Annotated in this window: 20 protein-coding genes and 1 pseudogene; 3 read left to right on the forward strand and 18 right to left on the reverse strand. The window is 45.1% G+C overall.

The window, feature by feature from the left end:
* Nucleotides 1-54 precede the first annotated feature (54 nt).
* The 9 genes from KQI39_RS01995 to KQI39_RS02035 all read right to left on the reverse strand — a co-directional run bounded on the left by KQI39_RS01995 (nt 55) and on the right by KQI39_RS02035 (nt 10167).
* Nucleotides 55-1278 (reverse strand): ribonuclease E/G, encoded by a 1224-nt coding sequence (locus KQI39_RS01995; RefSeq protein WP_334300785.1) that lies wholly within the window; start codon nt 1276-1278, stop codon nt 55-57.
* Nucleotides 1262-1978: a TIGR03936 family radical SAM-associated protein gene (locus KQI39_RS02000; protein ID WP_334300786.1), complete on the reverse strand. Its 717-nt coding sequence runs from the start codon at nt 1976-1978 to the stop codon at nt 1262-1264. Before KQI39_RS02000 ends, KQI39_RS01995 begins: the two co-directional genes overlap by 17 nt.
* Nucleotides 1953-3824 (reverse strand): TIGR03960 family B12-binding radical SAM protein, encoded by a 1872-nt coding sequence (locus tag KQI39_RS02005; protein WP_216416045.1) that lies wholly within the window; start codon nt 3822-3824, stop codon nt 1953-1955. The genes KQI39_RS02000 and KQI39_RS02005 overlap by 26 nt, the downstream gene beginning before the upstream one ends.
* A 443-nt stretch (nt 3825-4267) precedes the next feature.
* Nucleotides 4268-5158 (reverse strand): alpha/beta hydrolase, encoded by an 891-nt coding sequence (locus KQI39_RS02010; RefSeq protein ID WP_216416047.1) that lies wholly within the window; start codon nt 5156-5158, stop codon nt 4268-4270.
* Nucleotides 5159-5231: 73 nt separating this feature from the next.
* Nucleotides 5232-5693, reverse strand: coding sequence for an NUDIX hydrolase (locus KQI39_RS02015; protein ID WP_216416049.1), 462 nt, complete (start codon nt 5691-5693; stop codon nt 5232-5234).
* A gap of 22 nt (nt 5694-5715) precedes the next feature.
* The gene (locus KQI39_RS02020; RefSeq protein ID WP_216416051.1) at nt 5716-6642 is read right to left on the reverse strand and encodes an AEC family transporter; all 927 of its coding nucleotides are present in this window, start codon (nt 6640-6642) and stop codon (nt 5716-5718) included.
* A gap of 39 nt (nt 6643-6681) precedes the next feature.
* The gene (locus KQI39_RS02025; RefSeq protein ID WP_216416053.1) at nt 6682-8130 is read right to left on the reverse strand and encodes a DNA/RNA helicase domain-containing protein; all 1449 of its coding nucleotides are present in this window, start codon (nt 8128-8130) and stop codon (nt 6682-6684) included.
* Between the two features lie 22 nt (nt 8131-8152).
* Nucleotides 8153-8854, reverse strand: coding sequence for a DNA alkylation repair protein (locus KQI39_RS02030; protein ID WP_216416055.1), 702 nt, complete (start codon nt 8852-8854; stop codon nt 8153-8155).
* On the reverse strand, nt 8851-10167 hold the full coding sequence (locus KQI39_RS02035) for a Na+/H+ antiporter NhaC family protein (RefSeq protein ID WP_253293019.1): 1317 nt from the start codon (nt 10165-10167) through the stop codon (nt 8851-8853). The genes KQI39_RS02030 and KQI39_RS02035 overlap by 4 nt, the downstream gene beginning before the upstream one ends.
* A gap of 314 nt (nt 10168-10481) precedes the next feature.
* Between KQI39_RS02035 and KQI39_RS02040 the strand changes: the two genes are divergently transcribed.
* Nucleotides 10482-12065, forward strand: coding sequence for a glucose-6-phosphate isomerase (locus KQI39_RS02040; RefSeq protein ID WP_216416059.1), 1584 nt, complete (start codon nt 10482-10484; stop codon nt 12063-12065).
* An 87-nt stretch (nt 12066-12152) separates the two neighbouring features.
* Nucleotides 12153-12983, forward strand: a complete 831-nt coding sequence (locus KQI39_RS02045; protein ID WP_216416061.1) for a Cof-type HAD-IIB family hydrolase — start codon at nt 12153-12155, stop codon at nt 12981-12983.
* A 96-nt stretch (nt 12984-13079) separates the two neighbouring features.
* On the opposite strand, the gene KQI39_RS02050 is transcribed toward KQI39_RS02045, so the two are convergent.
* From KQI39_RS02050 to KQI39_RS02085, 8 genes and pseudogenes are all read right to left on the reverse strand, one after another.
* On the reverse strand, nt 13080-14522 hold the full coding sequence (locus tag KQI39_RS02050) for a DUF6935 domain-containing protein (protein ID WP_216416063.1): 1443 nt from the start codon (nt 14520-14522) through the stop codon (nt 13080-13082).
* Nucleotides 14523-14808: 286 nt separating this feature from the next.
* On the reverse strand, nt 14809-16065 hold the full coding sequence (locus KQI39_RS02055; protein WP_216416065.1) for a competence/damage-inducible protein A: 1257 nt from the start codon (nt 16063-16065) through the stop codon (nt 14809-14811).
* Between the two features lie 31 nt (nt 16066-16096).
* Complete coding sequence (gene pgsA / locus KQI39_RS02060) at nt 16097-16636, reverse strand: CDP-diacylglycerol--glycerol-3-phosphate 3-phosphatidyltransferase (RefSeq protein WP_216416067.1); 540 nt, start codon at nt 16634-16636, stop codon at nt 16097-16099.
* Nucleotides 16620-17957: a 30S ribosomal protein S12 methylthiotransferase RimO gene (gene rimO, locus KQI39_RS02065; RefSeq protein WP_216416069.1), complete on the reverse strand. Its 1338-nt coding sequence runs from the start codon at nt 17955-17957 to the stop codon at nt 16620-16622. The genes pgsA and rimO overlap by 17 nt, the downstream gene beginning before the upstream one ends.
* 100 nt (nt 17958-18057) lie before the next feature.
* Nucleotides 18058-18312: pseudogene (rpoZ, locus tag KQI39_RS02070) on the reverse strand (DNA-directed RNA polymerase subunit omega); the annotation flags it as partial.
* 53 nt (nt 18313-18365) lie between these two features.
* Nucleotides 18366-18986, reverse strand: a complete 621-nt coding sequence (gene gmk, locus KQI39_RS02075; RefSeq protein ID WP_148446983.1) for a guanylate kinase — start codon at nt 18984-18986, stop codon at nt 18366-18368.
* Nucleotides 18979-19251 (reverse strand): extracellular matrix/biofilm biosynthesis regulator RemA family protein, encoded by a 273-nt coding sequence (locus tag KQI39_RS02080; RefSeq protein WP_148446984.1) that lies wholly within the window; start codon nt 19249-19251, stop codon nt 18979-18981. The genes gmk and KQI39_RS02080 overlap by 8 nt, the downstream gene beginning before the upstream one ends.
* A 44-nt stretch (nt 19252-19295) precedes the next feature.
* A complete protein-coding gene (locus KQI39_RS02085) occupies nt 19296-20174 on the reverse strand; it encodes a YicC/YloC family endoribonuclease (RefSeq protein ID WP_216416071.1) in 879 nt (292 codons plus the stop codon).
* 150 nt (nt 20175-20324) lie between these two features.
* Here KQI39_RS02085 and KQI39_RS02090 point away from each other — a divergent pair, with 150 nt between their 5' ends.
* On the forward strand, nt 20325-22076 hold the full coding sequence (locus tag KQI39_RS02090; RefSeq protein ID WP_216416072.1) for an Rqc2 family fibronectin-binding protein: 1752 nt from the start codon (nt 20325-20327) through the stop codon (nt 22074-22076).
* A gap of 143 nt (nt 22077-22219) precedes the next feature.
* On the opposite strand, the gene KQI39_RS02095 is transcribed toward KQI39_RS02090, so the two are convergent.
* A complete protein-coding gene (locus KQI39_RS02095) occupies nt 22220-23458 on the reverse strand; it encodes an AGE family epimerase/isomerase (RefSeq protein ID WP_216416074.1) in 1239 nt (412 codons plus the stop codon).
* Between the last annotated feature and the right edge of the window lie 209 nt (nt 23459-23667).

The following is a 23667-nucleotide window of genomic DNA, read 5'->3' on the forward strand; positions in this document are numbered from 1 at the left end:
CAATTATCATAACAGCGACTTACTGTTCTGTCAATAGTTTTTTTGACATTTTTATTATTTTTTTGCAAGTTCCCGGATATCTTCGATCACAGGACGTCTTACTTTCTTTCTGGTCATTTCCAGGATGTGTAGTGGCGTGATATCAATGGCCCGGCTCTTTATTGGATCTTTTCTGAGAAGCTTCTGTAAAACATGGAACAGTTCATCTCTGTGATCCGGGTTTTCCATATTGATAAAATCGATCAGGATAATACCGGAAAGATTACGAAGCCGTAACTGTCGGCTGATCTCCGCCGCAGCTTCCAGGTTGATCTTGCGGAACGTTTCTTCCATTTTCTTCTTTCCGGTATATTTTCCACTGTTTACATCAATGGATACAAAAGCCTCCGTCTGCTGGATTACCAGAAATCCGCCGCTGTTCAGCCATACTTTTTCTTTCTGGATCGTATCCAGTGCAGTTTCCACGCGATACAGTTTATAAAGCGGCAGCAGTTTATCCTGATAAAAACGAAGCTTTTCTTTAAGCTCCGGACTGATCTCTTCCAGATATCCCTGAATCATTTCCCAGATCTCGGGCACATCGGTGATGATCTCATCCAGGTCACGGCCATAAGCATCCCGTACAGCCGCCACATAAAATGGTTCGGTCTCCAGAACCAGACTGAAGCAGATGCGGTTACGCCCCTGAACTACAGCTTTGTGGTAACGGCCCTTTAGCCATTCCAGTTCCTTCAGGATTTCTTCTTTGGAAGCGTCTGCGGCATTGGTACGGACAATGATCCCGAATTCCTTATCCGGACGGTCTGCTTCTTCTTTCAGCCATCCGCTGAGACGACGACGGTCTTCCTGTGTCAGTTTGGAAGACAGGCCAAATTTTTTATCTCCTGTCGTAAGAACAAGATATCTTCCTGTAAAATTCAGATTGGATGTCAGTGCAGGAAGTTTTCCCTTCATAGCATCCCTGCTCACCTGGACCAGAAGTTCATCTCCCGGACGTAATGGCCCGTTCCCTTTTCTTCCTGCAGAAAAAACAGCTCTCTGCGCTTCCGCAAGAGGATAGTAACATCTCTTTCCAGGTTCGATCTGAACAAAAGCCGCCTGGATATTGGATGCGATATTTTCAACCTGTCCGGTATAGATATTTCCAAGAATGGATTTTTCCTGATCGGATTCCAGCCGGACCTCTACGATCCGTTCCTCCTCAACAAGAGCCGCAACTGTACAGGGTACATCATGGATCTCCATCCTTGTTATGATCAGTTTACTCAATTTCCTCACCTAATGATTCCAGCGTTACAAAACGCGGACTTGCATTTTCTCCCTGGTCTGCATACATTTCCAGACGTTTTACTGTAAAGGCAAATTCCGGAAGTTCTTCTCCCAGCCATTTGAAGAATGTATTTGTTACCAGTTCCGGTTTCGTGTAATTGGAGCTTGCGGATGCCAGCATATAGAAGAGACTATTATTTCTTACTTCCATTTTATAGATATTCGGACGAAGATCGATTTCCTTTTCACTGCGCTTGGTCTGTTTGGTCACTTTGATCTCCGGCTGTGCCAGAAATTCTTCCACACGGTTTTTCCATTCAATAGAAGGCTCCTTGCCCGGCCGGAACTCCACAAGGTAATCTGCTGCTGCCACCAGCGCCATCGCTTTACCAGCTTTTCCATCCTCTACCTTACGGACACTTACGATATGCATTCCCTCTGCCATCTGTTCGTCCAGACGGGCTGCAATCTCATCAGTGGGCATATCTTCTGCCATCTCCAGGTCAAAATAATCTCCCAGGCTTTCCATTCCAACACCAAGTGGAACTGCAAAAGACATGATCATATGGGGGCTGTATCCACCGGAAAAAGCTACCGGAAGTTCTGCACGACGAAGTGCTTTCTGGAAATAACGCATGGTATCCAGATGTCCCACAAACTTCATAGGGCCTTCTTTACTGAATTTAATTCTTACCTTCAAGGCAGACACCTCCTTTAAATTTCATAGCTCCACATGCGGAACATTTCTGACGGCAGTTTTCTGTCACAACGCCCTCTTTTGCACGCTGCCATTCACGCTCCAGGAATTTACGGCTGACACCAGTATCAATGAAATCCCATGGAAGGATCTCATCCAGGCTTCTTTCACGAAGTGTATAGAATGTCATATCTACGCCACATTCAGCCATGGCTTCTTTCCAGATATCATAATCAAAATTTTCTGTCCAGGCATCATAGAGAGCACCTTTTTCATAAGCTTTCAGGATCACGTCCGCACATCGTCTGTCACCACGTGCGAGAAATCCTTCCAGCGCTGTCACATCCGGTTCATGCCAGTTGTAACGGATACTTCTCTGATTCAGCTGTGCACGGATCTCACTTTTAACAACTTTGGCTTTTTCCACAAAATCCTGCTCTGTATACATCGGTGCCCACTGGAATGGTGTAAACGGTTTCGGTACAAAGAAGGAAGTGCTTACATTGATCTGTACTTTCCCTTTCCTCTGTTCTTTCGGAACTACCTCATAATAGGTTTCCGCGATCTTCTGAGCCAGATGTGCGATTCCCTTCATATCGTCTTCCGTTTCTGTTGGAAGGCCAAGCATAAAGTAAAGTTTTACCTGATTCCAGCCGCCTTTGAACGCCTCGCCAGCACCATGGAGGATCACTTCCTCTGTCAGTCCTTTGTTGATAACGTCACGGAGACGCTGAGAACCGGCCTCCGGTGCAAAAGTCAGGCTGCTTTTCTTTACATCCTGCACTTTACTCATAACATCCAGCGCAAAAGCATCGATCCTGAGAGACGGAAGAGAGATATTGATCGCTTTTCCATGGAACTCCTCGATCAGGAAATTCACCAGTTCTTTCAGCTGGGAATAATCACTGGAACTTAGAGAACTGAGGGAAATCTCTTCGTGTCCTGTATTTTTCAGCATGATACGTGCGGATTCTTTCAGAGTCTCCACATCACGTTCACGGGTAGGACGGTAGATCATTCCTGCCTGGCAGAAACGACACCCACGGATACATCCTCGCTGGATTTCCAGAGTTACACGATCCTGTGTAGCTTTGATATGTGGAACAACCGGTGCTTCCACTGCACGGTATTCCTTCTCCATATCTATAATCAGCTGTTTCTGGACTTTTTCCGGAACGCCAGCCTCTGTTGGAGCAAAGGATGCGATCGTGCCGTCTTCTTTATAGGTAACTTCATAAAGAGATGGAACATAAATTCCAGGGATCTTAGCTGCTGCCAGAAGAAAATCTCTCCTGCTGCCGCCAGCTTTCTTATTGGCCTTATAAGCATCAAAAAGAGCATCATAAACCGTCTCGCCCTCTCCAATATAGAACAGGTCAAAAAACGGCGCCAGCGGCTCCGGATTATACGCACAGGCACCACCACCGATCACAATCGGGAAATCCTCACCACGGTCCGCACTTTTCAGCGGAATCCCGCTGAGATCCAGTACCTGGAGGATATTGGTATAACACATTTCATAACCAAGAGTAATACCAAGAAAATCAAAATCACGGATCGGCTCCTGGGACTCCAGTGCAAATAACGGGATATTCTGTTCTCTCATCACCTTATCCAGATCCGGCCACGGAGAAAAAAGGCGCTCACACCAAACATCCTCACGCTGGTTGAACATGTTGTAGAGGATCATCATACCGAGGTTGGACATGCCGATTTCATAGACATCCGGGAAGCACATGGCAAAACGGATTTCTACCTCATTTTTATCTTTCATTACAGAGTTGACTTCGCCGCCAATATAGCGGGCAGCTTTATCAACTTTGAGCAAAATTTCATCACTTAATGCTAGTTTTCTCATTCTATCCCTTTCTAAAATTAGTAGTATTTCACAAAGAATTTAAAGATATAAAATTCAGTGAAACATCAAAAATGTTTATATTCGTAAGCCAATTCTTGTGTAAAAAGTTGCTATAAAATGGTGCCCCAAACCCCGTTTGGTCAAAAATGGACATTTTTTCAACTTGCCAACAATGGTTATCATTACCCGCAAACAGTTAATATCCTGCGGATTTTCGCGAACTTATCGTAAAGAAAAATGGCATTTTGTATATTAAAATACAATGCAATGCCAAATATCACTAATAGCACAAAATTGACACACCTTCTCCCTATTATAATCATCTATGGTTAGGATTTCAAGAAAATTGTGTTCTTAACTGTATAAATTGTATATAGCGATTGCATCCTTGTGCAGGGAGAATAATCCGGATCCGGACTCCAGTAAGGTTTCCTGGCATTTCATCAGTATTTAAAAAGAAATTCCACCATCTGCGTATTTGCACGTTTACTTTCCTCCATTTCAGGAAAAGTTGTACTAAAAGCATGCGGAAGTTTTTTGTCCACCTCATAATCCTCAAGATGACAGATCACACCGGCTTTTTTTATCGCTTTTGCATACTGTCTGCTGTAATTTCGAAGAGTATCTCCATACGCTGTGACCAGAAATGACGGTGGCAGGTTTCGGATAATTTCTTTGTTTTCCGGATTTATATATGGATAAAATGAACTTTTTTTCCAGTGTTTTCCGTAAATACAGGAGGGAAGAAAAATTCCTATGCTGTCCGGTTTTGTTGTATAATACATTCCGCTTACCAGACCCAGTGCTCGAATTTTCAGATCACTGGGAACAACCTGAAAAGCCTCTGCCAAGTCAGGACTTTTTAACATAGCGGCCAGATATACGCACAGGCTCGCCCCCGCACTGGTTCCTGTCATATAAATATGTTCTCCGTCACCATCATAGGTTTCAAAATATCTCTTTGCATTTCCCATTCCTGTCATCAGATCCTTAAGAATCTGCGGAAACAACGCTTCCGGTGCAAGCGGATATTCAAATGAGAACACCAAAAAACCTCTCTGACTCATTTCTGCACAGAACAAATGGCCCTCTTCTTTTTTGCCAAGAAGAAAACCTCCTCCGTGCAGATTAAACATGACCGGAAGTTTTTTTTCATAATTTCGGGGACGGTAAATATCCATGAAATGGCAAGGCTTTCCATCTCCCATATAATCAATGTCCTGAATGAGTTCCACATCTTCCGGAAACGGATATTCCGCTTCATGTTTTTCCAGAAAATCATCGAGAAGTTTTGCTTTTTTTGCGGTTTGCTGTGCAATCATTTTATTAAACATGATTTCCCCTCCATTTCATTTTGATAAAAGACAGGTATACCAGATCCCCAGTAACCCAGAAACAATATATTAGCTAATACAGATGCATCTTCTTTTCTACAAGTCTGTCGCCCTCATACTGCAATTTTACAGAAAAAAAACGCTCTTCCCCTGAAAGAAGCAGATTAAGAAATACCTGATCTCCCTCCCATACCGGAAGCTCTCTCACCATGGTTTTGTCAATCCAGCAAAGTTCACCCTCATCACATTCGATCAATTCCCCTGTATATTCATCGGCCGTGAACACACACATAAGTTCTGATTCGCATTCACTGTTTATAAATGTTACCAGACCACGAAATTTATAGGAGGTAAGTGTCAGCCCTGTTTCCTCTTTCACCTCACGAACAAGGCATTCTTCCGGAGTTTCCTGACTTTCCACATGCCCGCCAACGCCGATCCATTTGCCCTCATTCATATCATCCTGTTTTTTTACTCTGTGAAGCATCAGGAATTTATCATCGTTTTCTATATAACATAATGTCGTTGTCGTCATTTAATCCCTTCTTTCAGTTCCATCATCCTGCCACTGCCAGTGCGATATAAACCAGGATTGAGACCACACAATACAGAGAATTTGTTGTGGACGCATAGGCACTGCTCTCTTTCTTTCTCAGAAAAGTCTGCATACTGAATGTAGCCGGCGAGGACATATATGTAATAACCGCCAGGTTCAGAAGTCTGGAACCTCCTACCAGATATTTTACTGCCACGAGAACTCCCGCAATCATCACTGCCTGCAAAAGGACTCTCAGCAATATGGTTTTGAGACAAGGGCTGATAAGTTCCGGCGCAAGTTCCATACTGTACCCAACTACAATAAGAATAATCGGCGTAATGGCCGTTGTCAGAATATTCTCCACACTGAGATAACAATTGCCAAAAGGACTGTCCAGAAGCCGGGTGATCATTCCTGTCAGTCCCGCAATAATTCCAAGAACCGTTCCTATAAAAGCAGGGGTTCGCAATGCACTGTAAAACAGGCTTTTTGCATTGATCTTTTCCCCGTTTTCCGTCTGTCCCAGCATTCCCATATACACACTGAATCCAAAAAGAAGTCCCGCAATATCCAGTACTGCAATCTGTGAAAGATTTTCGCTGCCACAAAGACTTGTATACAACGGGTAAGCCATCATTCCACCTTCATAAATACAGACCAGAAACGGAAGATATTTCTTATATGGTTTCTCCATAAATCTTTTCATCCAGAATCCTGCCCCAAATGAAATCAGAAGCATTACAAACATAATCAGAACCAGAATTCCGATTTTCCCACTGTACTCTGCCGTTGCCAGTGCATGAAAAATTGCCACAGGAAGCATAATATTTGTTACCAGTGTTTTCATGTTATTAACACCATTCTGGTCTAAAAGTTTCCATTTTCTGCACAGGATTCCAAGAATAATCATAGCCAGTACAGGCAAAACAATTTCTAAAACTTCCATCTTTCTGTCTTCCTCTCCATTGTCCTAAATTTTTTATTTCTATCTGTTTCTGCGCATCTGCAAAATCAGAAGCAGCACTTCATATACTGTCATATTCTCTCTCACCACCAGAGCCAGGCTCTCTTTCGCCTGATTCAGAAGATGAAAAAGTTTTCGTACACTGGAATATTTTTCCACAGAGCACCTGGATCTTAAATATCCTTTTTCGTCGTAATAATATTGTTCATCCAGCAATACAACGATCTTCTCCACATCTCTCACCGCCTGGATACCAACCTGTCCAGAACTCTCTGCCATCCGCTGCTGATATCCCTGTCCCGCAAAATCATTCAGAAAATTTTCCACCTCGCGGTCATTATTGGCATACACCACTGCAATATGCGGATACCATCTGGGGCTTCTTTTTTCCGGCAGGTGCATCATGTTCTGGATAAAAGTGGAAAGCTCCGCATTGGTACGGATCCGGTTTGTCAGATGAAATTTCTGGAGCCCCGGCAGATTCTCCAGTCTTTCCACAATGCTCCGGTCCAGCTCTTCCGGTGAAATCACATCTTCGGAGTCACTGGAAAAGATCACTGGCCTGTGCTCACTCCATGCAAGCAGAACAGATAATTTTTCCAGGGACAGAAGATGTGCTTCATCCACCAGAATACTGCTGTAACAGCCAAGATCTGTCGTCTTTCTCAACTGATTATCCGCCAGAAAGTCTGTCCGCCGCAGACGTTCATGAAGGAGCTTCCATTCTTTTCCAGCCTCTCCGCAGTGAATGATACAAACCCTCTGTCGTACGGAAAGCTTCATCGCAATATCATAAAGCAGCAATGTTTTTCCTGTTCCGGGAAGTCCGCTGAACCAGAAATATCCTTCTCTTTCTCCACGAATCCGCTTCAGGATCTGTCGTTCAATATCTCTCTGCTGAGAGGTAAGGAAATACTCTTTTTTGAGAAAACGTTCCGGTTCTGTCAGTGGAGAGATCAGATACAGTTCTGCCTGAAACAGCTTTTCAATATCTCCCTCATAGTCCGGGGTTTCTTTCTCCAATGCATTACAAAGCTGTTTCCAGTCTCCCTCCACAATATGATCGTGATTGGTCAGTCTCACCAGACGGTCTTCACTGCTGATATAAGTATACGACAGGATCGGTTTCCCGAAAACGGACAGATAATACCGGTTCTGGATCAGCTGTCTCCGGATGGCCTCGTCCGATACGCTGCCGCTTTTCAGTTCAATATTCACAATCTGGTCATCTTTGATCTGAAGAAGGTCAAACTCCTTTCCAAGCTTCGGAATCTGAAACGAATAAAAAAAACGGAGTTTATATACTTCTTCCATATGTAGTTCCAGCTGTTTCACCAGCGCTTTCATACTTTCCAGTTCCCACTCTTTAATCCGGAGGAAAAAATCTCTGCCAGAAAGCTGACGCTCCAGTTTCTGGATACATTCCATATTCTGATTTCTTGTAAGTGCATATATCGATATTGCTTTCATATTTTGCCCCTTACTTTACCGTTTATTTCTTTATCCGCAGTGTCCTTAAATATTCCTTCTGCTCCGATGTAATCCGGTAACTTTCAATGGCCTTCTGTATCGTCTTGTTATGAGTCCAGACATCCATCTGACGCTTTTCCAGGAAAGGAAGAACTTTCTCATACTGTTTTGCCAGAGCTGTGGCAAAATACCAGGCACGCATCATATTTACATAATATTCTTCCGACCGGATCGCTGCTACTTTTTCAGGATATTCTGTCTTAAATTCCTCATCCAGATAATGGCGCATCAGCATACCGATCCCAAACCGGATGGTATACGGCTGATCCGATTCTATCCAACGATAAACCTCCCGGATAAATACATCCCGGTGTTTTTTCATCATATGGAGTGCCAGCAGATCACAGGTCGCCCAGTTATCAATAAACGGGAGAAAACGCTCCAGTTCTTCCAGACATTTATTATAGTCTCTGATCTGTTCGATCAGCAGTCCATGGAGATTATTTTCCTCGTAATACTGATGGGGAAGAACCTGGAGAAATATTTCGGATTCTTCTGTTTTTCCAAACTTTTTGGCAAATTTCCGCAACATCGGTGTCCGGATCCCGATAAACTTCGTTTTCTCCATTGTAGGCACCAGTTTTGCATGAAAATCCCGATACTCTGCATCCTGCATTTCAAAAAGTCTTTTCTGCACATCGTGGATTATTTCTTCCTGATTCATTTCTTATCTCCGCCTTTCACACCAAAGATTGCGATCAGAGAACTTACAAGGAGAAGCATGGGATAAAACAGCTTCGGCATGATTTGAAAAGCGGAAAGCTCGCATCCCAGCTCATTTGCCGCAGAAATGGCCACCAGCATCTGGGCTCCGTAGGGGATCACCCCCTGGAAGATGCAGGAAAATGTATCCAGAATGGACGCTGTTTTTCGGGATGTGATCTTATATTCCAGTGCCATCTCCTTTGCGATTGGGTTTGCCATAACAATGGCTACTGTATTATTGGCTGTTGCGATATCCATAGCCCCAACAAGAAGTCCCATGCCAAGAAGTCCGCCTTTTTTTCCTTTAAAAACTCTCTGTATTCCGGAAAGAAGTGCTTCAAAACCGCCATACTCCCGGATCAGCGCACACATGGCAGCTACAAGAATGGCTACCATACAAGTTTCAAACATTCCAGAAACACCGGAACCGATATTGGTCAGAAGTTCCACCGGCGTGATGTGCCCTCCAAGAAGCATGATAAATGCTCCGGAGATAATTCCGATCAGAAGTACCACAAATACATTAATGCCGATGATACCGCCGATCAGTACCAGAACATATGGAAAGATCTGCATGAGGTGATAATCCTGTACCACTCTTCCCTGGATCTCTGTCTGAAAAGACAGGATAAGGATCAGGATCAGTGTAACAACAGCTGCCGGAAATGCGATCCAGAAATTTTCCCGGAATTTATCCTTCATCTGACAGCCCTGACCGTTGCAGGCCGCGATCGTGGTATCAGAAATAAAAGAAAGGTTGTCACCGAACATGGCTCCTCCCATCACCGACGCCACACAAAATGCCATATCAAAACCGGAGGCTTTGGAAACCGCTACCGCAATAGGGGTAAGAAGCGTGATAGTCCCAACGGAGGTTCCCATCGCCACAGATACAAAGCAGGCAACTACAAACAGTACCGCAACGGAAAAACGTGCAGGTATCAGAGAAAGCATGCAGTAGGCCACACTTTCTGCACTGCTGCGCCCCACAACGCCCACAAAAGAGCCTGCTGTCAGAAAGATCAGAAGCATGGTGATGATATTTTTATCTCCTACTCCTTTTGCCATAAGCTCCAGCTTTCTGTCAAAGCTGATCATTCTGTTCTGAACACATGCCACCAGGATTGCAGCCAGAAAAGCCACAACGATGGGTACATTATAAAATCCCATGGGGATCTCCATCACATACTCGAACAATATTCCCAGTCCCAGATACAGGACCAGAAAAACACCGATAGGCAGCAGTGCGATCACATTTCCTTTTTTCTTCATTTCCTCCATAAAACAATTCCCTTCATCACTTATTATATTCCCGGCTTTTTTCTCCGGGTGATCTGTTTTCTATCATATCATATTTCCCTATTCCTGTCCTGCTGCTGACGGAAACTTCTTCATATTTCCGGCACGATCCTGTTATCTCTGATATTTTTTACCTTATTTAACAAGATTTTCATTAATTAAATCATTCCTTCCGTTGAAATCCGAAGCTTTTTTCAGTATAATTGGCTGTAGACAATTGTGAAAAAGATATCCGAAGGATTTATGGTGATATCTCTGATCACAGTCATTAAAGGAGGAATATGATTATGGCAACATGGAAAAATCTGGACACTCTTGCTTCTTACAGCACACTTAACAGTCTGAAAGATCACGTGAACATTGCAGAGGCAATGTCCGGCGAGCAGGGTGCAGAACGTGTAAAGAAGTACAGCGTACCGATGGCAGCAGGCCTGGCTTACAATTACGCAGCTAAGGAAGTGGACGAGACCGTTCTTGATGCACTTTCCAAACTGGCTGACGAAGCAGAACTGATCGAGAAATTCCAGGAATTATACAACGGCGCAGTGATCAACACAGGTGAAAAACGTATGGTCCTTCACCATCTTGCACGTACACAGCTTGGCGATCCTGTTGTTGTTGACGGCGTAGACAAGCGTGAGTTCTATGTGGCACAGCAGAAAAAAGCCGCAGACTTCGCAAACAAAGTACATGCCGGTGAGATCACAAACGAGGCCGGTGAGAAATTCACCACTGTTGTACAGATCGGTATCGGCGGAAGTGATCTTGGACCTCGTGCATTATATATCGCACTTGAAAACTGGGCAAAAGCAAACAACACTTTCAAGATGGAAGCCAAATTCATCAGCAACGTTGACCCGGATGATGCAGCCGCTGTTCTTGCATCTGTAGATCTTGCTCATTCTCTTTTCATTGTTGTATCCAAATCCGGTACAACCCTTGAGACTCTGACAAACGAGGCATTCGTAAAAGACGCTCTCAAAAAAGCAGGACTGAACCCGTCCAGACATATGCTTGCAGTAACCAGTGAGACTTCTCCTCTTGCAAAGAGCGATGAGTACCTTACCGCTATTTTCATGGACGACTATATCGGTGGACGTTATTCTTCTGTTTCCGGTGTAGGCGGTGCGATCCTTTCCCTCGCATTCGGACCGGAAGTATTCGCAGACATCCTTGAGGGAGCTGCCGAGGAAGACAAACTTGCAACAAACAAGAACCTTCTTGAGAACCCGGATATGCTGGATGCCCTGATCGGTGTTTATGAGAGAAACGTACAGGGATATCCTTCTACAGCAGTTTTACCATATTCTCAGGCTCTGAGCCGCTTCCCTGCACATCTTCAGCAGTGTGATATGGAGTCTAACGGTAAATCTGTAAACCGCTTTGGTGAGCCGGTGGATTATGTGACCGGACCGGTGATTTTCGGTGAGCCAGGAACCAACGGACAGCACTCTTTCTACCAGCTGCTGCACCAGGGAACCAACATTGTTCCGCTTCAGTTCATCGGCTTCAAGAAGAGCCAGCTTGGCGTTGATGTTGATATCGAGAACAGCACAAGCCAGCAGAAACTCTGTGCAAACGTTGCAGCACAGATCGTTGCTTTTGCATGTGGTAAGAAAGATGAGAACCTGAACAAAAACTTCAAGGGCGGACGTCCTTCCAGCATCATTGTTGGTGAGGAACTTACACCGAAGTCTCTGGGTGCTCTTCTTGCACACTTTGAGAATAAGATCATGTTCCAGGGCTTTGTCTGGAACCTGAACAGCTTTGACCAGGAAGGTGTACAGCTTGGTAAAGTTCTTGCAAAACGTGTTCTTGCTCATGACACAGACGGAGCACTGAAAGTTTACAGCGATCTTCTGAACATCTGATAAACAGATAGGGACCGTCCCGGGAAGTATTTTTTCGGGACGGTTTTTCTATATACATTACCTAACAGGGAAAGGAATTTCATAGATATGCAGCAGATAAAAATGATCGGCCTGGATCTGGACGGCACTCTTCTGAATACAAAAAAAGAGCTCACAGACCATACCCGCCGTGTCCTTGCAGAGGCTATTGATGCCGGTATCCTGGTCCTTATGGCAACCGGCCGCCCTTTTACAGGCATTCCCGAAGAGCTTCGTACTTTTCCGGGTATCCACCATGCTCTGACTTCTAACGGAGCCCGGGTTCTGGATACCGATCACAACAAAATCTTAATTGAACAGCTTCTTCCCATGGAAAGCGCCAAAAAGGCTCTCCGTATCTTTGAGAAATATGATACCTTAAGTGAGATCTACTTTGACGGACAGGGATATGCGGATGCTGCCAAACTTGACAATATGGGAAAATATCATCACGATCCCAATATGTGGAATTATGTACGCACTACCCGTATCGCCGTTCCGGATATCTGGGATGTTATTGCAAAAGAAAACAGAAACATGGATAAAGTCCAGGCGCTTTTTGCAGACATGGAGGAACGTGCCGCTGCCTGGAAGGAATTAAGTGAACTTAAGGAGCTGGAGCTTGTAGGCTCCTTAAGCTACAATATTGAGATCAACGCCGCCGGTGTCAACAAAGGAACTGCTCTTGTTGCTCTTGGCAAAATGCTTGGAATCCCACGGGAATCCATTATGGCATGCGGAGACGGTGACAACGATGTACATCTTCTACAGGAAGTCGGTTTTGGCGTAGCCATGGCCAATGCACAGCCCCAGGTGAAGGAAGCAGCCGATTATATTACTGCTTCCAATGACGAAGACGGCGTAGCACATGCCATTGAAAAGTTTGCGCTGCACCGATGAGATATTCTATTATGTATGTCAAAAAGGAACCGACAGTTTTTACGCTGTCGGTTCCTTTTTTAGAATGGGATTGAATAGCGGTACATTCACATTCGATCAATATTCATAGTTTCCTGCCGGCTGTTTGATCCTGGTAAGAAGATCATGCCAGGACTGATCCCAAATATACCATTTTCCGGTTTTGGAGTGCTTATATGTACAGATCCATCTGGAACTGTCACTGCCTGCAAAATCAGTAAATGATCTGTAGATCGCAGGAGTGGTCTGGGTCGGTTCAAAATACGGGATATCTTCACTGATGGAATTTCCTTTACCCGGAAGTGTGTCCTGTCTTAACGTAATGGAAATCGGTTTAGACGGAGTATAATTGTTGGCCGGAGTTGCTCCGTTCAGGTAAGAATTGCCAAGATATTTATATCCGTTATCCGCTTTCATACGATCCCTCAAAAAGTTTTTGTAATACTGGGTCATCTCTTTATTATTGAGATAAGAAATCATTTCCTCGCAGTCCGTCGGATTGGTCGGTGTCCAGGTACGATATGCAAGGATCAGAAGAGCCATGGTCTTATAGCGGCTGTCTGCCGTTGTGATATCATACTGTTTCAGCTCCTCTGCATTGGTCGGGATCGTGGTAAAGGTGTAGGTATAGGTATTTATCGTTACATCAATGACTTCCTTCTGTCCTTTATCATTGGTGATCTCTTTTTTTGCAGATTTAGTTCCTTTTGTAAGAACCGGCTCCACCTGTTTCTTTACTGTCTGTGTCACGTGGACAGTACAGCTGCCTCGCCAAGTACTCTTATCCCGGACCTGGATCTTTGTTGTTCCCACATTCACCGCCGTTACTTTGCCTTTACTGTCTACAGTTGCAACAGATGTATCGTCACTGGTCCATACAAGAATCTCTTTATAATTCTTTACCTGAAGCTGTCTCACATCACCTTTGTTCATATTTAAGGTGGTGGCACTTAAAGATGGTTTCGGCACCGGTGTAGGTGTCGGCTTCGGTTTCTGCGCTGCTTTTACTGTAACCTTACAGTTAAATTTCTTAGTATTTGCCTTCGCTGTGATCACTGCCGTTCCTTTTTTCACTGCGGTGATCTTTCCTTTGGAATCTACACGTGCGACCTTAGGATTAGAAGAAGAATATTTCACCTTCACAGTTGTTCCTGTCAGTTTAATGGCACTGGATTTCTTTTCTGTTAATGTCAGCGATGTCCTGCTGAGCTTCGGTGTCTCTACCTTTACAACACATTTGTATGTTTTTTTGCTTACCTTTGCATAGATCGTTGCGGAGCCTTTATTTTTTGCAACCACCTGGCCTTTGCTGTTTACGGTTGCAACGCTCTTTTTGGAAGATCTCCAGGCAACTTTCTGTCTGGTTCCGGTAACCTTAAGTGTTGTCTTCTCACCTTTTAAAAGAGTTACTTTTGTTCTGTTCAGTTTTGGTGCGGCGCTGACAGTCACACTTCCAAATGCCATCGTAAAAACAAGGCTGATCAGCAGCACAAAACATAACAGATTTTTTTTCTTTTTCATTCTGATTTCCCCCTTTCCGGTAAAACGTATATTTACGTCATATATTGCTTTAATCACATTTTAGAGGAAATCCCTGATAAAAACACTAGCACTTATGATAGTATCATTATAAACATTTATATTCTTTCGTCGTCCATACCGGGCTTATTGTCAGGAAACAAAAATAAAACAGGACTGATTGTTGATACAGATACTTGAAATCAAAAGTTTCATCTGTTCAAAAATCAGTCCTGTTTATAAAAAAATATTATGTTGATCTGTAACACCAGGCCGATAAAGGCATTCGCTATTTGCTCATAATGATACAGTCACGTAACATCGCCAGTGCATGCGCTGTAGTCTGCTCGCGAATCCGCATGCGGTTTCCTGTAAAGTGGAACTCTTTGGCAATGGCCTTGCCCTTATAGCAGCAGCCCATAAATACAGTTCCAACCGGAGTTTCCTTTGTTCCGCCTCCCGGTCCTGCTAAACCTGTCACGGAAATACTGATATCTGCTCCGGATGCTTTGCAGGCACCCTTTGCCATTTCTCTGGCACATTTGGCAGAAACTGCACCCTGCTCCTTCAGAGTGCTCTTCTTCACTCCCAGGCATTTATGCTTGGCCTTATTACTATAGGTCACGAAGCCGTAGCCAAACACCTCAGATGCACCGGATACATTGACAATGCGCTGGGCGATCATGCCGCCAGTAAGGGATTCCGCCAGGGAAAGCTTCAGATCTTTTTCTTTCAGAAGATCGATCACAGCTTCCTCCAGTGTCTTGCTCTCATCTGTGGCAAAAACATTCTCCCCAAAACGCTTCTTTAACTCCTTGACAACCGGTTTGATCAGCTTTCTGCAGGCTTTTTCATTCTCTGCCCTTGCTGTCACACGAAGATGCACTTCACCGGTTTTGGCATAAGGTGCAATAGTAGGATTGGTCTGACTTTCGATCAGATCCTGAATTTCCTCTGCCACCTGGCTCTCACCGATCCCGCTGATCTTCACCATCTGGGATACAATGATCTCCGGCTGGTTTTTCTGCAGATACGGAACAATGTACTCCTCAAACATAGGCTTCATTTCATTTGGAGGCCCTGGAAGAAGAATGGCGGTTTTTCCTTTTTTCTCAAGGATCAGTCCCGGTGCGGTTCCGTTATGGTTATCCAGGACAATGGCTCCCTTTGGAACCATGGCCTGTTTGTAGTTGTTCTTCGTGATACGTCTCTGAGGATTGTTTTTTTCATATTCCTTCAGATATTTATCGATCAGTTTCCTTGAGTGGGAATCTTCCTTAAGCGGCATTCCCATCAGATCAGCAGTTACTTCCTTGGTGATATCATCCTCTGTTGGTCCAAGGCCTCCGGTGAGGATCACAACATCGGATCGGTCCAGTGCGGTACGGATCACGTCACGCATACGGCCTTCGTTATCACCTACTACATCCTGATAGTAAACACTTAACCCAAGCAGGGCACATTTTTCAGAAAGATAGGCACTGTTGGTATTTACGATATTTCCAAGAAGAATCTCGGTTCCTACGGATATCAGTTCTGTGATCATGAAAAGAAACTCCTTTCGTATGCTCAGATCCCTACTCCTGCATGGAAAGGACCTTTCTGTTCTGCATGATATAAGTCAGCAGGGAGATAATGGTCAGTGCAACAGACAACCAGATAAACACCTGTGTCAGCACTGCAAAAACACCTCCAAAGTCCAGCATCAGAAGTATGATCATGATCATCTGGGAAACGGTTTTGAATTTTCCCCAGTAGTTTGCGGCAATGACAATTCCGTTCTCCGCTGCGATCAGACGGAAACCGCTGATGATAAATTCCCGTCCGATGATAATGATCACAACCCATGCCGGAAGCTTGTCAACCTCGATCATGCAGATCATGGCAGAGCATACCAGAAGCTTGTCTGCCAGCGGATCCATAAATTTTCCAAAATTGGTTATCAGGTTATATTTTCTGGCAAGATGACCGTCAAACCAGTCTGTCACACTTGCTGCGACAAAAATCGCAAGACAGATCCAGCGGTTTGCTTCTCCTCCCCAGCCTGTCAGTAAGAAAACTACAAGAAATGGTACAAGTATCATTCTTGCAACTGTCAGTTTATTCGGTGTATTCATCGCTCAGCACTCCTATCAAATCATACTCAAGCGCACCTGTCACACGTACCTTTGCAAAATCACCTGTCATAAGCAGTTCGCCTGTCTGAACGAAAATGTATCCGTCAACTTTCGGTGCATCCCCGTAGGTACGTCCGATATAGGCACTTTCATCTGCAACTTTTCCCTCGATCATAACAAGAAGTTCCTGTCCGATACGGTCCTGTCCTTTGTCGTAAGAGATCTCCTGCTGAAGCTCCATCAGTTCGTCTCTGCGTTCTTCTTTCACTTCTTCCGGAATCTGGTCTGCCATCTCTGCCGCCGGGGTATTCTCCTCCGGAGAGTAAGTGAAGACACCAAGACGGTCAAATTCCATCTCATCTACGAACTCTTTCAGTTCTTCATGATCTTCTTCTGTCTCTCCCGGAAATCCGGTGATCAATGTTGTACGCAGTACGATATCCGGAATTTCCTTACGGAGTTTTCCGACGATATCGATCAGTTCCTGTTTGGAAGTACGGCGGCCCATTCTCTTAAGAATGCGGTCCGATGCGTGCTGGATCGGAATATCCAGGTAATGACAGATCTTCTTCTCATCACGGATAGTCTCGATCAGCTCATCGTAGATCTCCTCTGGATAGCAGTAAAGAACACGGATCCAGCGGATACCCTTGATCTCACAGAGCTTCTTTAAAAGAATGTGAAGAGATTTTTTGCCGTAAAGATCCTTGCCGTAAACAGTGGTCTCCTGTGCTACCAGGATCAGTTCCTTCACACCCTGCTCTGCCATATCCTCTGCCTGGGCAATGAGGCGCTCCATGGGAACGCTTCGGAACCTGCCACGGAGTTTCGGGATGATACAGTAGGTACAGTGCTTGTCACAGCCTTCTGCGATCTTCAGATAACCGAAATGTCCGCCAGTGGTAAGGACACGTTTGCTTCCTGTATCCGGAAGATAATCAATATCACGGAACTCTTCGAAATGATTTCCGGCTACTGCTTCTTCCAGTGCCTTTACAATGTCTCCGTAGGATGTGGTTCCAAGGACAGCATCTACCTCCGGAACCTCCTCGATGATCTCCTTCTGATACCGCTGTGCCATGCATCCGGTGACAACCAGGGCATGACAGCTTCCGGTTTTCTTGTATTCTGCCATCTCGAGAATGGTTTCCACACTTTCTTCTTTGGCATCCTTGATAAAACAGCAGGTATTGATCACAATGGCATCTGCCTGTGTCTCGTCGTCTACGATCTCATGTCCTCTGGCTGTGAGAAGTCCCAGCATTTCCTCAGAGTCTGCCAGGTTTTTATCACAGCCAAGAGAGATGAATAATATCTTCATACAGTTACTCCGCTTCTGTCTGAGCTGTCTCTGCAGTCTCAGTGTTCTCTGCGGTCTCACCTTCTGCTGCCTCAAGAGCCTCTTTCTCTGCTTCCAGAGCTTCGATCTCTTCCTCTTCTTCCTGTCCCGGAAGGATCTTTACTTTGCCTTTATAAAGCTCGTCAATGGCAACAGAAAGCGGTTTCTTGCCTGCTGCACCTGGTACAAGGGGCTCTGCTCCTGCAATCAGCTGACGTGCACGTTTGCTTGCTGCAAGTACAAGAGAATAACGGCTGTTCAGCACGAGAGCCTCATCGTCGTCCTCGTTGTTTGTGTTGATAGCCTCAATTAATTCTGAATAAGATGGATGTATCATATCTTTTCTCCCTTCTGTAACGGCAGGGCCGTATTTAACTTGTTAATTGGTATTTATAAAAAAGCTTCCGCTTCTTTCTGAATTCTGGATACAAAATCATGGTTCCTGGATGCACGCATACGCTCACACCGGATAGTCTCATGAAGTGTATCAACACATTCCTCCAGATCATCGTTGATCAGGAGATAGTCGTATTTATCCATTCCCTTGGATTCTTCAACGGCTCTTCTGAGACGTCCGTTGATCACATCCAGCGTTTCCGTTCCACGGCCTACCAGGCGGTTCTTAAGCTCTTCCATAGATGGCGGGCAGACAAATACAAGCAGTGTATCCGGGAATTTCTCACGGATCTTCATGGCTCCCTGGATCTCGATCTCAAGGATCACATCTTTCCCTGCTGCCAGCTGTTCCTCCACATATTTCCGTGGAGTACCGTAATAATTCTCTACATACTGTGCGTATTCGATCAGTCCGTCTTCCCGGATCAGCTGCTCAAATTCTTCTTTTGTGCGGAAGAAATATGCCTCTCCGTCTTTCTCTCCTGGTCTTGGATTTCTGGTGGTAACAGAAACGGATAATGCATAATTGTCATATTTCTCCATCAGCCGTTTCATGACGGTGCCTTTTCCGGAACCGGAAAAGCCAGAAACAACAACTAAAATTCCCTTACTCATTTCCTTCCTCCCTCTCTTCCTCTCCGTAGGCTTCCGAAAATCTCTTGGCAATGGTTTCCGGCTGCAAAGCGGAAAGCACAAGATAATCATCGGAAGTAACGATCACTGCTTTTGTTTTTCTTCCCTGTGTGGCATCGATCAGGGTGCGGGTTCCCTTGACACTCTGTATCATGCGCTTCACAGGAGCGGCATCCGGACTTACCACAGCCACGATCTTGCGTGAATTGACAACATTTCCAAAGCCTACATTGATCAGTTTCGCCATTTCCGCTCTCCTTTTCTGTCTGTGTACAGTCTTTATCTGTCCGATTACTCGATATTCTGGATCTGCTCACGGATCTTCTCGATCTCTGTTTTCAGATCGATGGCCGCGTTGGATACGGTAAGATCATTGGATTTGGACAGGATGGTGTTCGCCTCGCGGTTCATCTCCTGTGCCATGAAATCCATCTTACGTCCCACGCCTTCGTTCTCATTCAGGATCTTTCTCATTCCGTGGATGTGGCTCCGAAGACGTACCGTCTCCTCGTCATTGCAGATCTTATCTGAAAAAAGTATCACCTCTGCGGCGATCCTGGAATCATCGATCTGGTTATCCTCAAGAAGCTCATGCATCTTGGCTTCCAGCTTCTCTCTGTAAGCCTTTACAACTTCCGGCGAACGTTTCTCCACAATATCAACTTTCTCCTCCAGGCCGTTAAGCTTCTCCAGAAGATCCCGTTTCAGATTGGCGCCCTCACGCTCACGGGTTTCCACAAATTTCCGACATGCCTCATGAAGAGGTCCCTCCAGAAAGTTCCAGAGTTCTTCCTCATCCGGAGCCTGTTCCTCCATTGTAAACACATCCGGATATCTGGAAAGTGTGGAAACACGGATATCATTCTCGATCCCCAGTTCCTCACTCATCTGGTTTAAATAGCCCAGATATTCCTTTGCCAGCTCTGCGTTATATTTCAGAGCCATTCCGCCCATTGTATAGTCTTCATAGGTGATGAACACATCAACCTTGCCACGGCGGATATAGGTCTTCATCACATTTCGGATCTCTCCCTCAAAATAGCTGAGTCGCTTCGGCATTTTGATGTTCAGGTCCAGATATCTGTGATTGACGGATTTCAGCTCAACAGAAACCTTACGCTCCCTGGAAACTGCTTCTGCTCTGCCAAAGCCGGTCATACTTTTTATCATGTTATCCTCCAATACTGCCTCTTAAGTTTATCGGCTGCGGATAAATGCAGCCAATGATTGCATACGGATTTATTATAGTTCATTCCAAAACCCTAGTCAAACTCTTTTTTTACTGTTATAATAACTGATGTTGAAATGGAGGTAAAAATCATGGCATTTGACGGAATTACAGTCTCCGCCCTTGTGGCAGAGATCGATGATAATTTAAAAGGCGGACGTATCAACAAGATCGCCCAGCCGGAAAACGATGAACTTCTGATCACAGGAAAAGGCGCCAACGGACAGAAACGTCTTCTCTTAAGTGCAAGCGCATCTCTTCCTCTGATCTATTTTACAGATAAGAACCGTATCAGCCCTTTAACTGCACCCAACTTCTGTATGCTTCTTCGAAAGCATATCGGAAGCGCCCGAATCCTGGATGTAAAACAGCCGGGAATGGAGCGTGTGGTGGAATTTGAGCTGGAGCACCTCAATGAACTTGGCGACCCCTGCCAGAAGCGCCTGATCATGGAGCTGATGGGCAAACACAGCAACATCATCTTCTGCGATGAAAAAGGCATGATCCTGGACAGTATCAAACATGTCTCTTCCCATATGAGTTCTGTCCGTGAAGTCCTTCCAGGAAGAGAATATTTCATTCCAAATACCCGGGATAAAGAAAATCCGCTGACAGTTTCCGAGGAAGAATTTACCGGACATATCTGCAAAAAACCGGTAAACATTTCCAAAGCGCTTTATACTTCCCTCACCGGTATGAGCCCGGTAATGGCTGAGGAGATCTGCTACCGTGCATCTATTGACGGAAGTGATGCGGCACAGTCTCTGGATGAGACGGCCTGCACCCATCTTTACCACACCTTCCTCCGCCTGATGGAACAGATCCAGAACCGAGAGTTCACTCCGAATATTGTCTACCGCGGAGAAGAACCTGTGGAATACGGTGTCTTTCCTTATCAGCAGTTTGGCAGTGAATACCGCAGCGAAACTTTTGACAGTGTTTCTGCCATGCTGGAGACTTATTATGCTACCAAGAGTTTGCTGACAAGGATCCACCAGAAATCTTCCGATCTTCGTCGCGTAGTACAGACTGCTCTGGAACGTAACCGAAAAAAATATAACATCCAGAAAAAACAGCTGAACGATACTGCCAAGAAAGATAAATTCAAAGTTTACGGCGAACTGATCAATACCTACGGATACGGGCTTGAAGAAGGATGCAAATCGTTTAAAGCGCTGAATTATTACACCAATGAGGAAATCACCATTCCCCTTGATCCGACGCTGACACCTGCACAGAATTCCAAGAAATATTTTGATAAATACGGAAAACTGAAACGTACAGAGGAAGCAGTCACCCAACAGATCGCAGATACGGAAAGTGAGATCTCCCATCTGGAATCCATCTCCAATGCTCTGGATATCGCCAGATCTGAAAGTGACCTTTCCCAGATCAAGGAAGAGCTCACCGAGTACGGCTATATCAAACGTCACTACACCAACAAGAAAGGCCAGAAAGCCCAGCCGAAATCCAAGCCGCTCCACTACATATCCAGCGACGGTTTTGATATCTATGTGGGCAAAAACAATTTCCAGAATGATGAGCTGACTTTCAAGTTCGCAACTGGAAATGACTGGTGGTTCCATGCAAAAAAAATGGCCGGTTCACATGTGATCGTCCGCACCAAAGACGGGGAACTTCCGGATCGTACCTTTGAAGAGGCAGGACGCCTGGCAGCCTGGTATTCCAAGGGACATTCTGCTCCCAAGGTAGAGATTGATTACATCCAGAAAAAACATGTCAAGAAACCTGCCGGTGCAAAGCCTGGTTTCGTTGTTTATTACACCAACTATTCTCTGATGGCCTCTCCGGATATTTCGGATCTGAAAGAAGTTACGGAGTAATAACTATTCAATAAAAAACCTTCCTGTGTTCTCGTATTTCTTCAGAACAGGATACCCGTATCTCTGTAAGTATCTGTTCTAAGAGATTTTTCTGTAAACACAGGAAGGTTTTTTATTGCTTTTAATATTCTTGCAGCGGACATTCAGATCTCCAGTTTTTTCTTTACTGCCGGCGCAATGGATGTGTCCGCCTTATGATATGGGATCAGTGTAGACTGCAGCGCATGATACAGGTCGGATTTTCCCGGCCATACGGTTCCTTTCAGATGATTATGCTCGTCCAGCTGATGGAACCAGGAGCCATTCTCGTGATCCATGACCACTTCATCCAGATACTTCATGAATTCTGCATAGTCTTTCGCATATTTTTCCCTGCCGGTCACATGATAAAGAACCGCAGAAGTATTGATTGCCTCTGCAAGTGTCCAGTGCATACGGTCATGTACCACAGGTTTTCCCTGCCAGTCTGTTGTGTATACAATCCCCGGTGCACCATCTGCATCCCAGCCGTCTTTTATGGCTGTTGTATAAAGATTCTCTGCTGCCTGGAGATAATTTTCCAGTTTTTCTTTCTCTTCCCCGCAGTTTGCAAGTGCCCATTGAGTGATCAGCCTTGCCCACTCAATTCCATGGCCCGGTGTTGCACCATATGGTTTGAACGGATCATCCGGGCGGTCGCGGTTGCAGTCAAGATCTGCCACCCATTCCTTTGTGAAATGTTCCGGAATCCTCCAGGAGTTATCCTCTGCCCAACGGATCACATGGTCAATGATCCTGCCTGCGCGGATGTGATATTTTTTGTCCCCGGTGACATCACCTGCTGCCAGAAACGCTTCCACAGTATGCATGTTTGCATTTAATCCCCGGTAATCGTCCAGCACGGTAAATTCTGTATTCCAGGTATCGCAGGCCAGGCCTTCCTCTTCATTCCAGAAATGCTGATCATAAACATCCAGCGCCTCCTCAAGGAGTTCTTTTGCCCCAGGCCTTCCTGCTGTCAGAGCGGAAGATGCTGCCAGGATCACAAATGCATGGGCATAACACTGTTTGTTCGGCACAATGCCGCCATCCGGTGTCACTCCTGCATACCAGCCGCCGTTTTTGTCATCGTGAAGCTCTCCTTTAAGGCCCTTAAGCGCTGCATCCACAAGCTCTCCTCTTCCCTCGTGGCCAAGCATCAGCCCCAGGCTGTATACATGTGCCATACGGCAGGTGATCCAGGTCTCCCGGTTTCTGTCCTTCCATGGTGTTCCGTCATCCCCCAGATAGTAGGAACCTCCGTTTGGAGAAGGAAACCTGTGTCCAAAATTCAGAAGATCCTCACAGGACGCGTTCAGGAATTCCCGGTTTTCTTTTGTGTTGATCTCATATTTGCTGTTCATTTTAACCACCCCATCTGCTTTTTTCCTTAGGATACCATTCTTTTTCGGGGACTTCAATTCTTTTGGATCTTTTTGACAGATTGACGAAAAAAGGGAGTGTCGCAAAATCACCGGAATAGGTGATTGAGCGGCACTTTCTGCTTTTTAGAAAAGAAAATTGGCAGAAAATCTTTGTACGTTGATTTTCTGCCAATTTTTTTCGCACCTAA

It is taken from the genome of Blautia sp. MSJ-36 (assembly GCF_018917985.1).
GTDB lineage: Bacteria > Bacillota > Clostridia > Lachnospirales > Lachnospiraceae > Blautia_A.

What these genes read in the sequence shown, in the direction of transcription:
- KQI39_RS02005 (WP_216416045.1), bottom strand. Translation starts at nt 3,824, where the DNA reads ATGAGAAAACTAGCATTAAGTGATGAAATTTTGCTCAAAGTTGATAAA.
- KQI39_RS02010 (WP_216416047.1), bottom strand. Translation starts at nt 5,158, where the DNA reads ATGTTTAATAAAATGATTGCACAGCAAACCGCAAAAAAAGCAAAACTT.
- KQI39_RS02015 (WP_216416049.1), bottom strand. Translation starts at nt 5,693, where the DNA reads ATGACGACAACGACATTATGTTATATAGAAAACGATGATAAATTCCTG.
- KQI39_RS02020 (WP_216416051.1), bottom strand. Translation starts at nt 6,642, where the DNA reads ATGGAAGTTTTAGAAATTGTTTTGCCTGTACTGGCTATGATTATTCTT.
- KQI39_RS02025 (WP_216416053.1), bottom strand. Translation starts at nt 8,130, where the DNA reads ATGAAAGCAATATCGATATATGCACTTACAAGAAATCAGAATATGGAA.
- KQI39_RS02030 (WP_216416055.1), bottom strand. Translation starts at nt 8,854, where the DNA reads ATGAATCAGGAAGAAATAATCCACGATGTGCAGAAAAGACTTTTTGAA.
- KQI39_RS02035 (WP_253293019.1), bottom strand. Translation starts at nt 10,167, where the DNA reads ATGAAGAAAAAAGGAAATGTGATCGCACTGCTGCCTATCGGTGTTTTT.
- KQI39_RS02040 (WP_216416059.1), top strand. Translation starts at nt 10,482, where the DNA reads ATGGCAACATGGAAAAATCTGGACACTCTTGCTTCTTACAGCACACTT.
- KQI39_RS02045 (WP_216416061.1), top strand. Translation starts at nt 12,153, where the DNA reads ATGCAGCAGATAAAAATGATCGGCCTGGATCTGGACGGCACTCTTCTG.
- KQI39_RS02050 (WP_216416063.1), bottom strand. Translation starts at nt 14,522, where the DNA reads ATGAAAAAGAAAAAAAATCTGTTATGTTTTGTGCTGCTGATCAGCCTT.
- KQI39_RS02055 (WP_216416065.1), bottom strand. Translation starts at nt 16,065, where the DNA reads ATGATCACAGAACTGATATCCGTAGGAACCGAGATTCTTCTTGGAAAT.
- pgsA (WP_216416067.1), bottom strand. Translation starts at nt 16,636, where the DNA reads ATGAATACACCGAATAAACTGACAGTTGCAAGAATGATACTTGTACCA.
- rimO (WP_216416069.1), bottom strand. Translation starts at nt 17,957, where the DNA reads ATGAAGATATTATTCATCTCTCTTGGCTGTGATAAAAACCTGGCAGAC.
- gmk (WP_148446983.1), bottom strand. Translation starts at nt 18,986, where the DNA reads ATGAGTAAGGGAATTTTAGTTGTTGTTTCTGGCTTTTCCGGTTCCGGA.
- KQI39_RS02080 (WP_148446984.1), bottom strand. Translation starts at nt 19,251, where the DNA reads ATGGCGAAACTGATCAATGTAGGCTTTGGAAATGTTGTCAATTCACGC.
- KQI39_RS02085 (WP_216416071.1), bottom strand. Translation starts at nt 20,174, where the DNA reads ATGATAAAAAGTATGACCGGCTTTGGCAGAGCAGAAGCAGTTTCCAGG.
- KQI39_RS02090 (WP_216416072.1), top strand. Translation starts at nt 20,325, where the DNA reads ATGGCATTTGACGGAATTACAGTCTCCGCCCTTGTGGCAGAGATCGAT.
- KQI39_RS02095 (WP_216416074.1), bottom strand. Translation starts at nt 23,458, where the DNA reads ATGAACAGCAAATATGAGATCAACACAAAAGAAAACCGGGAATTCCTG.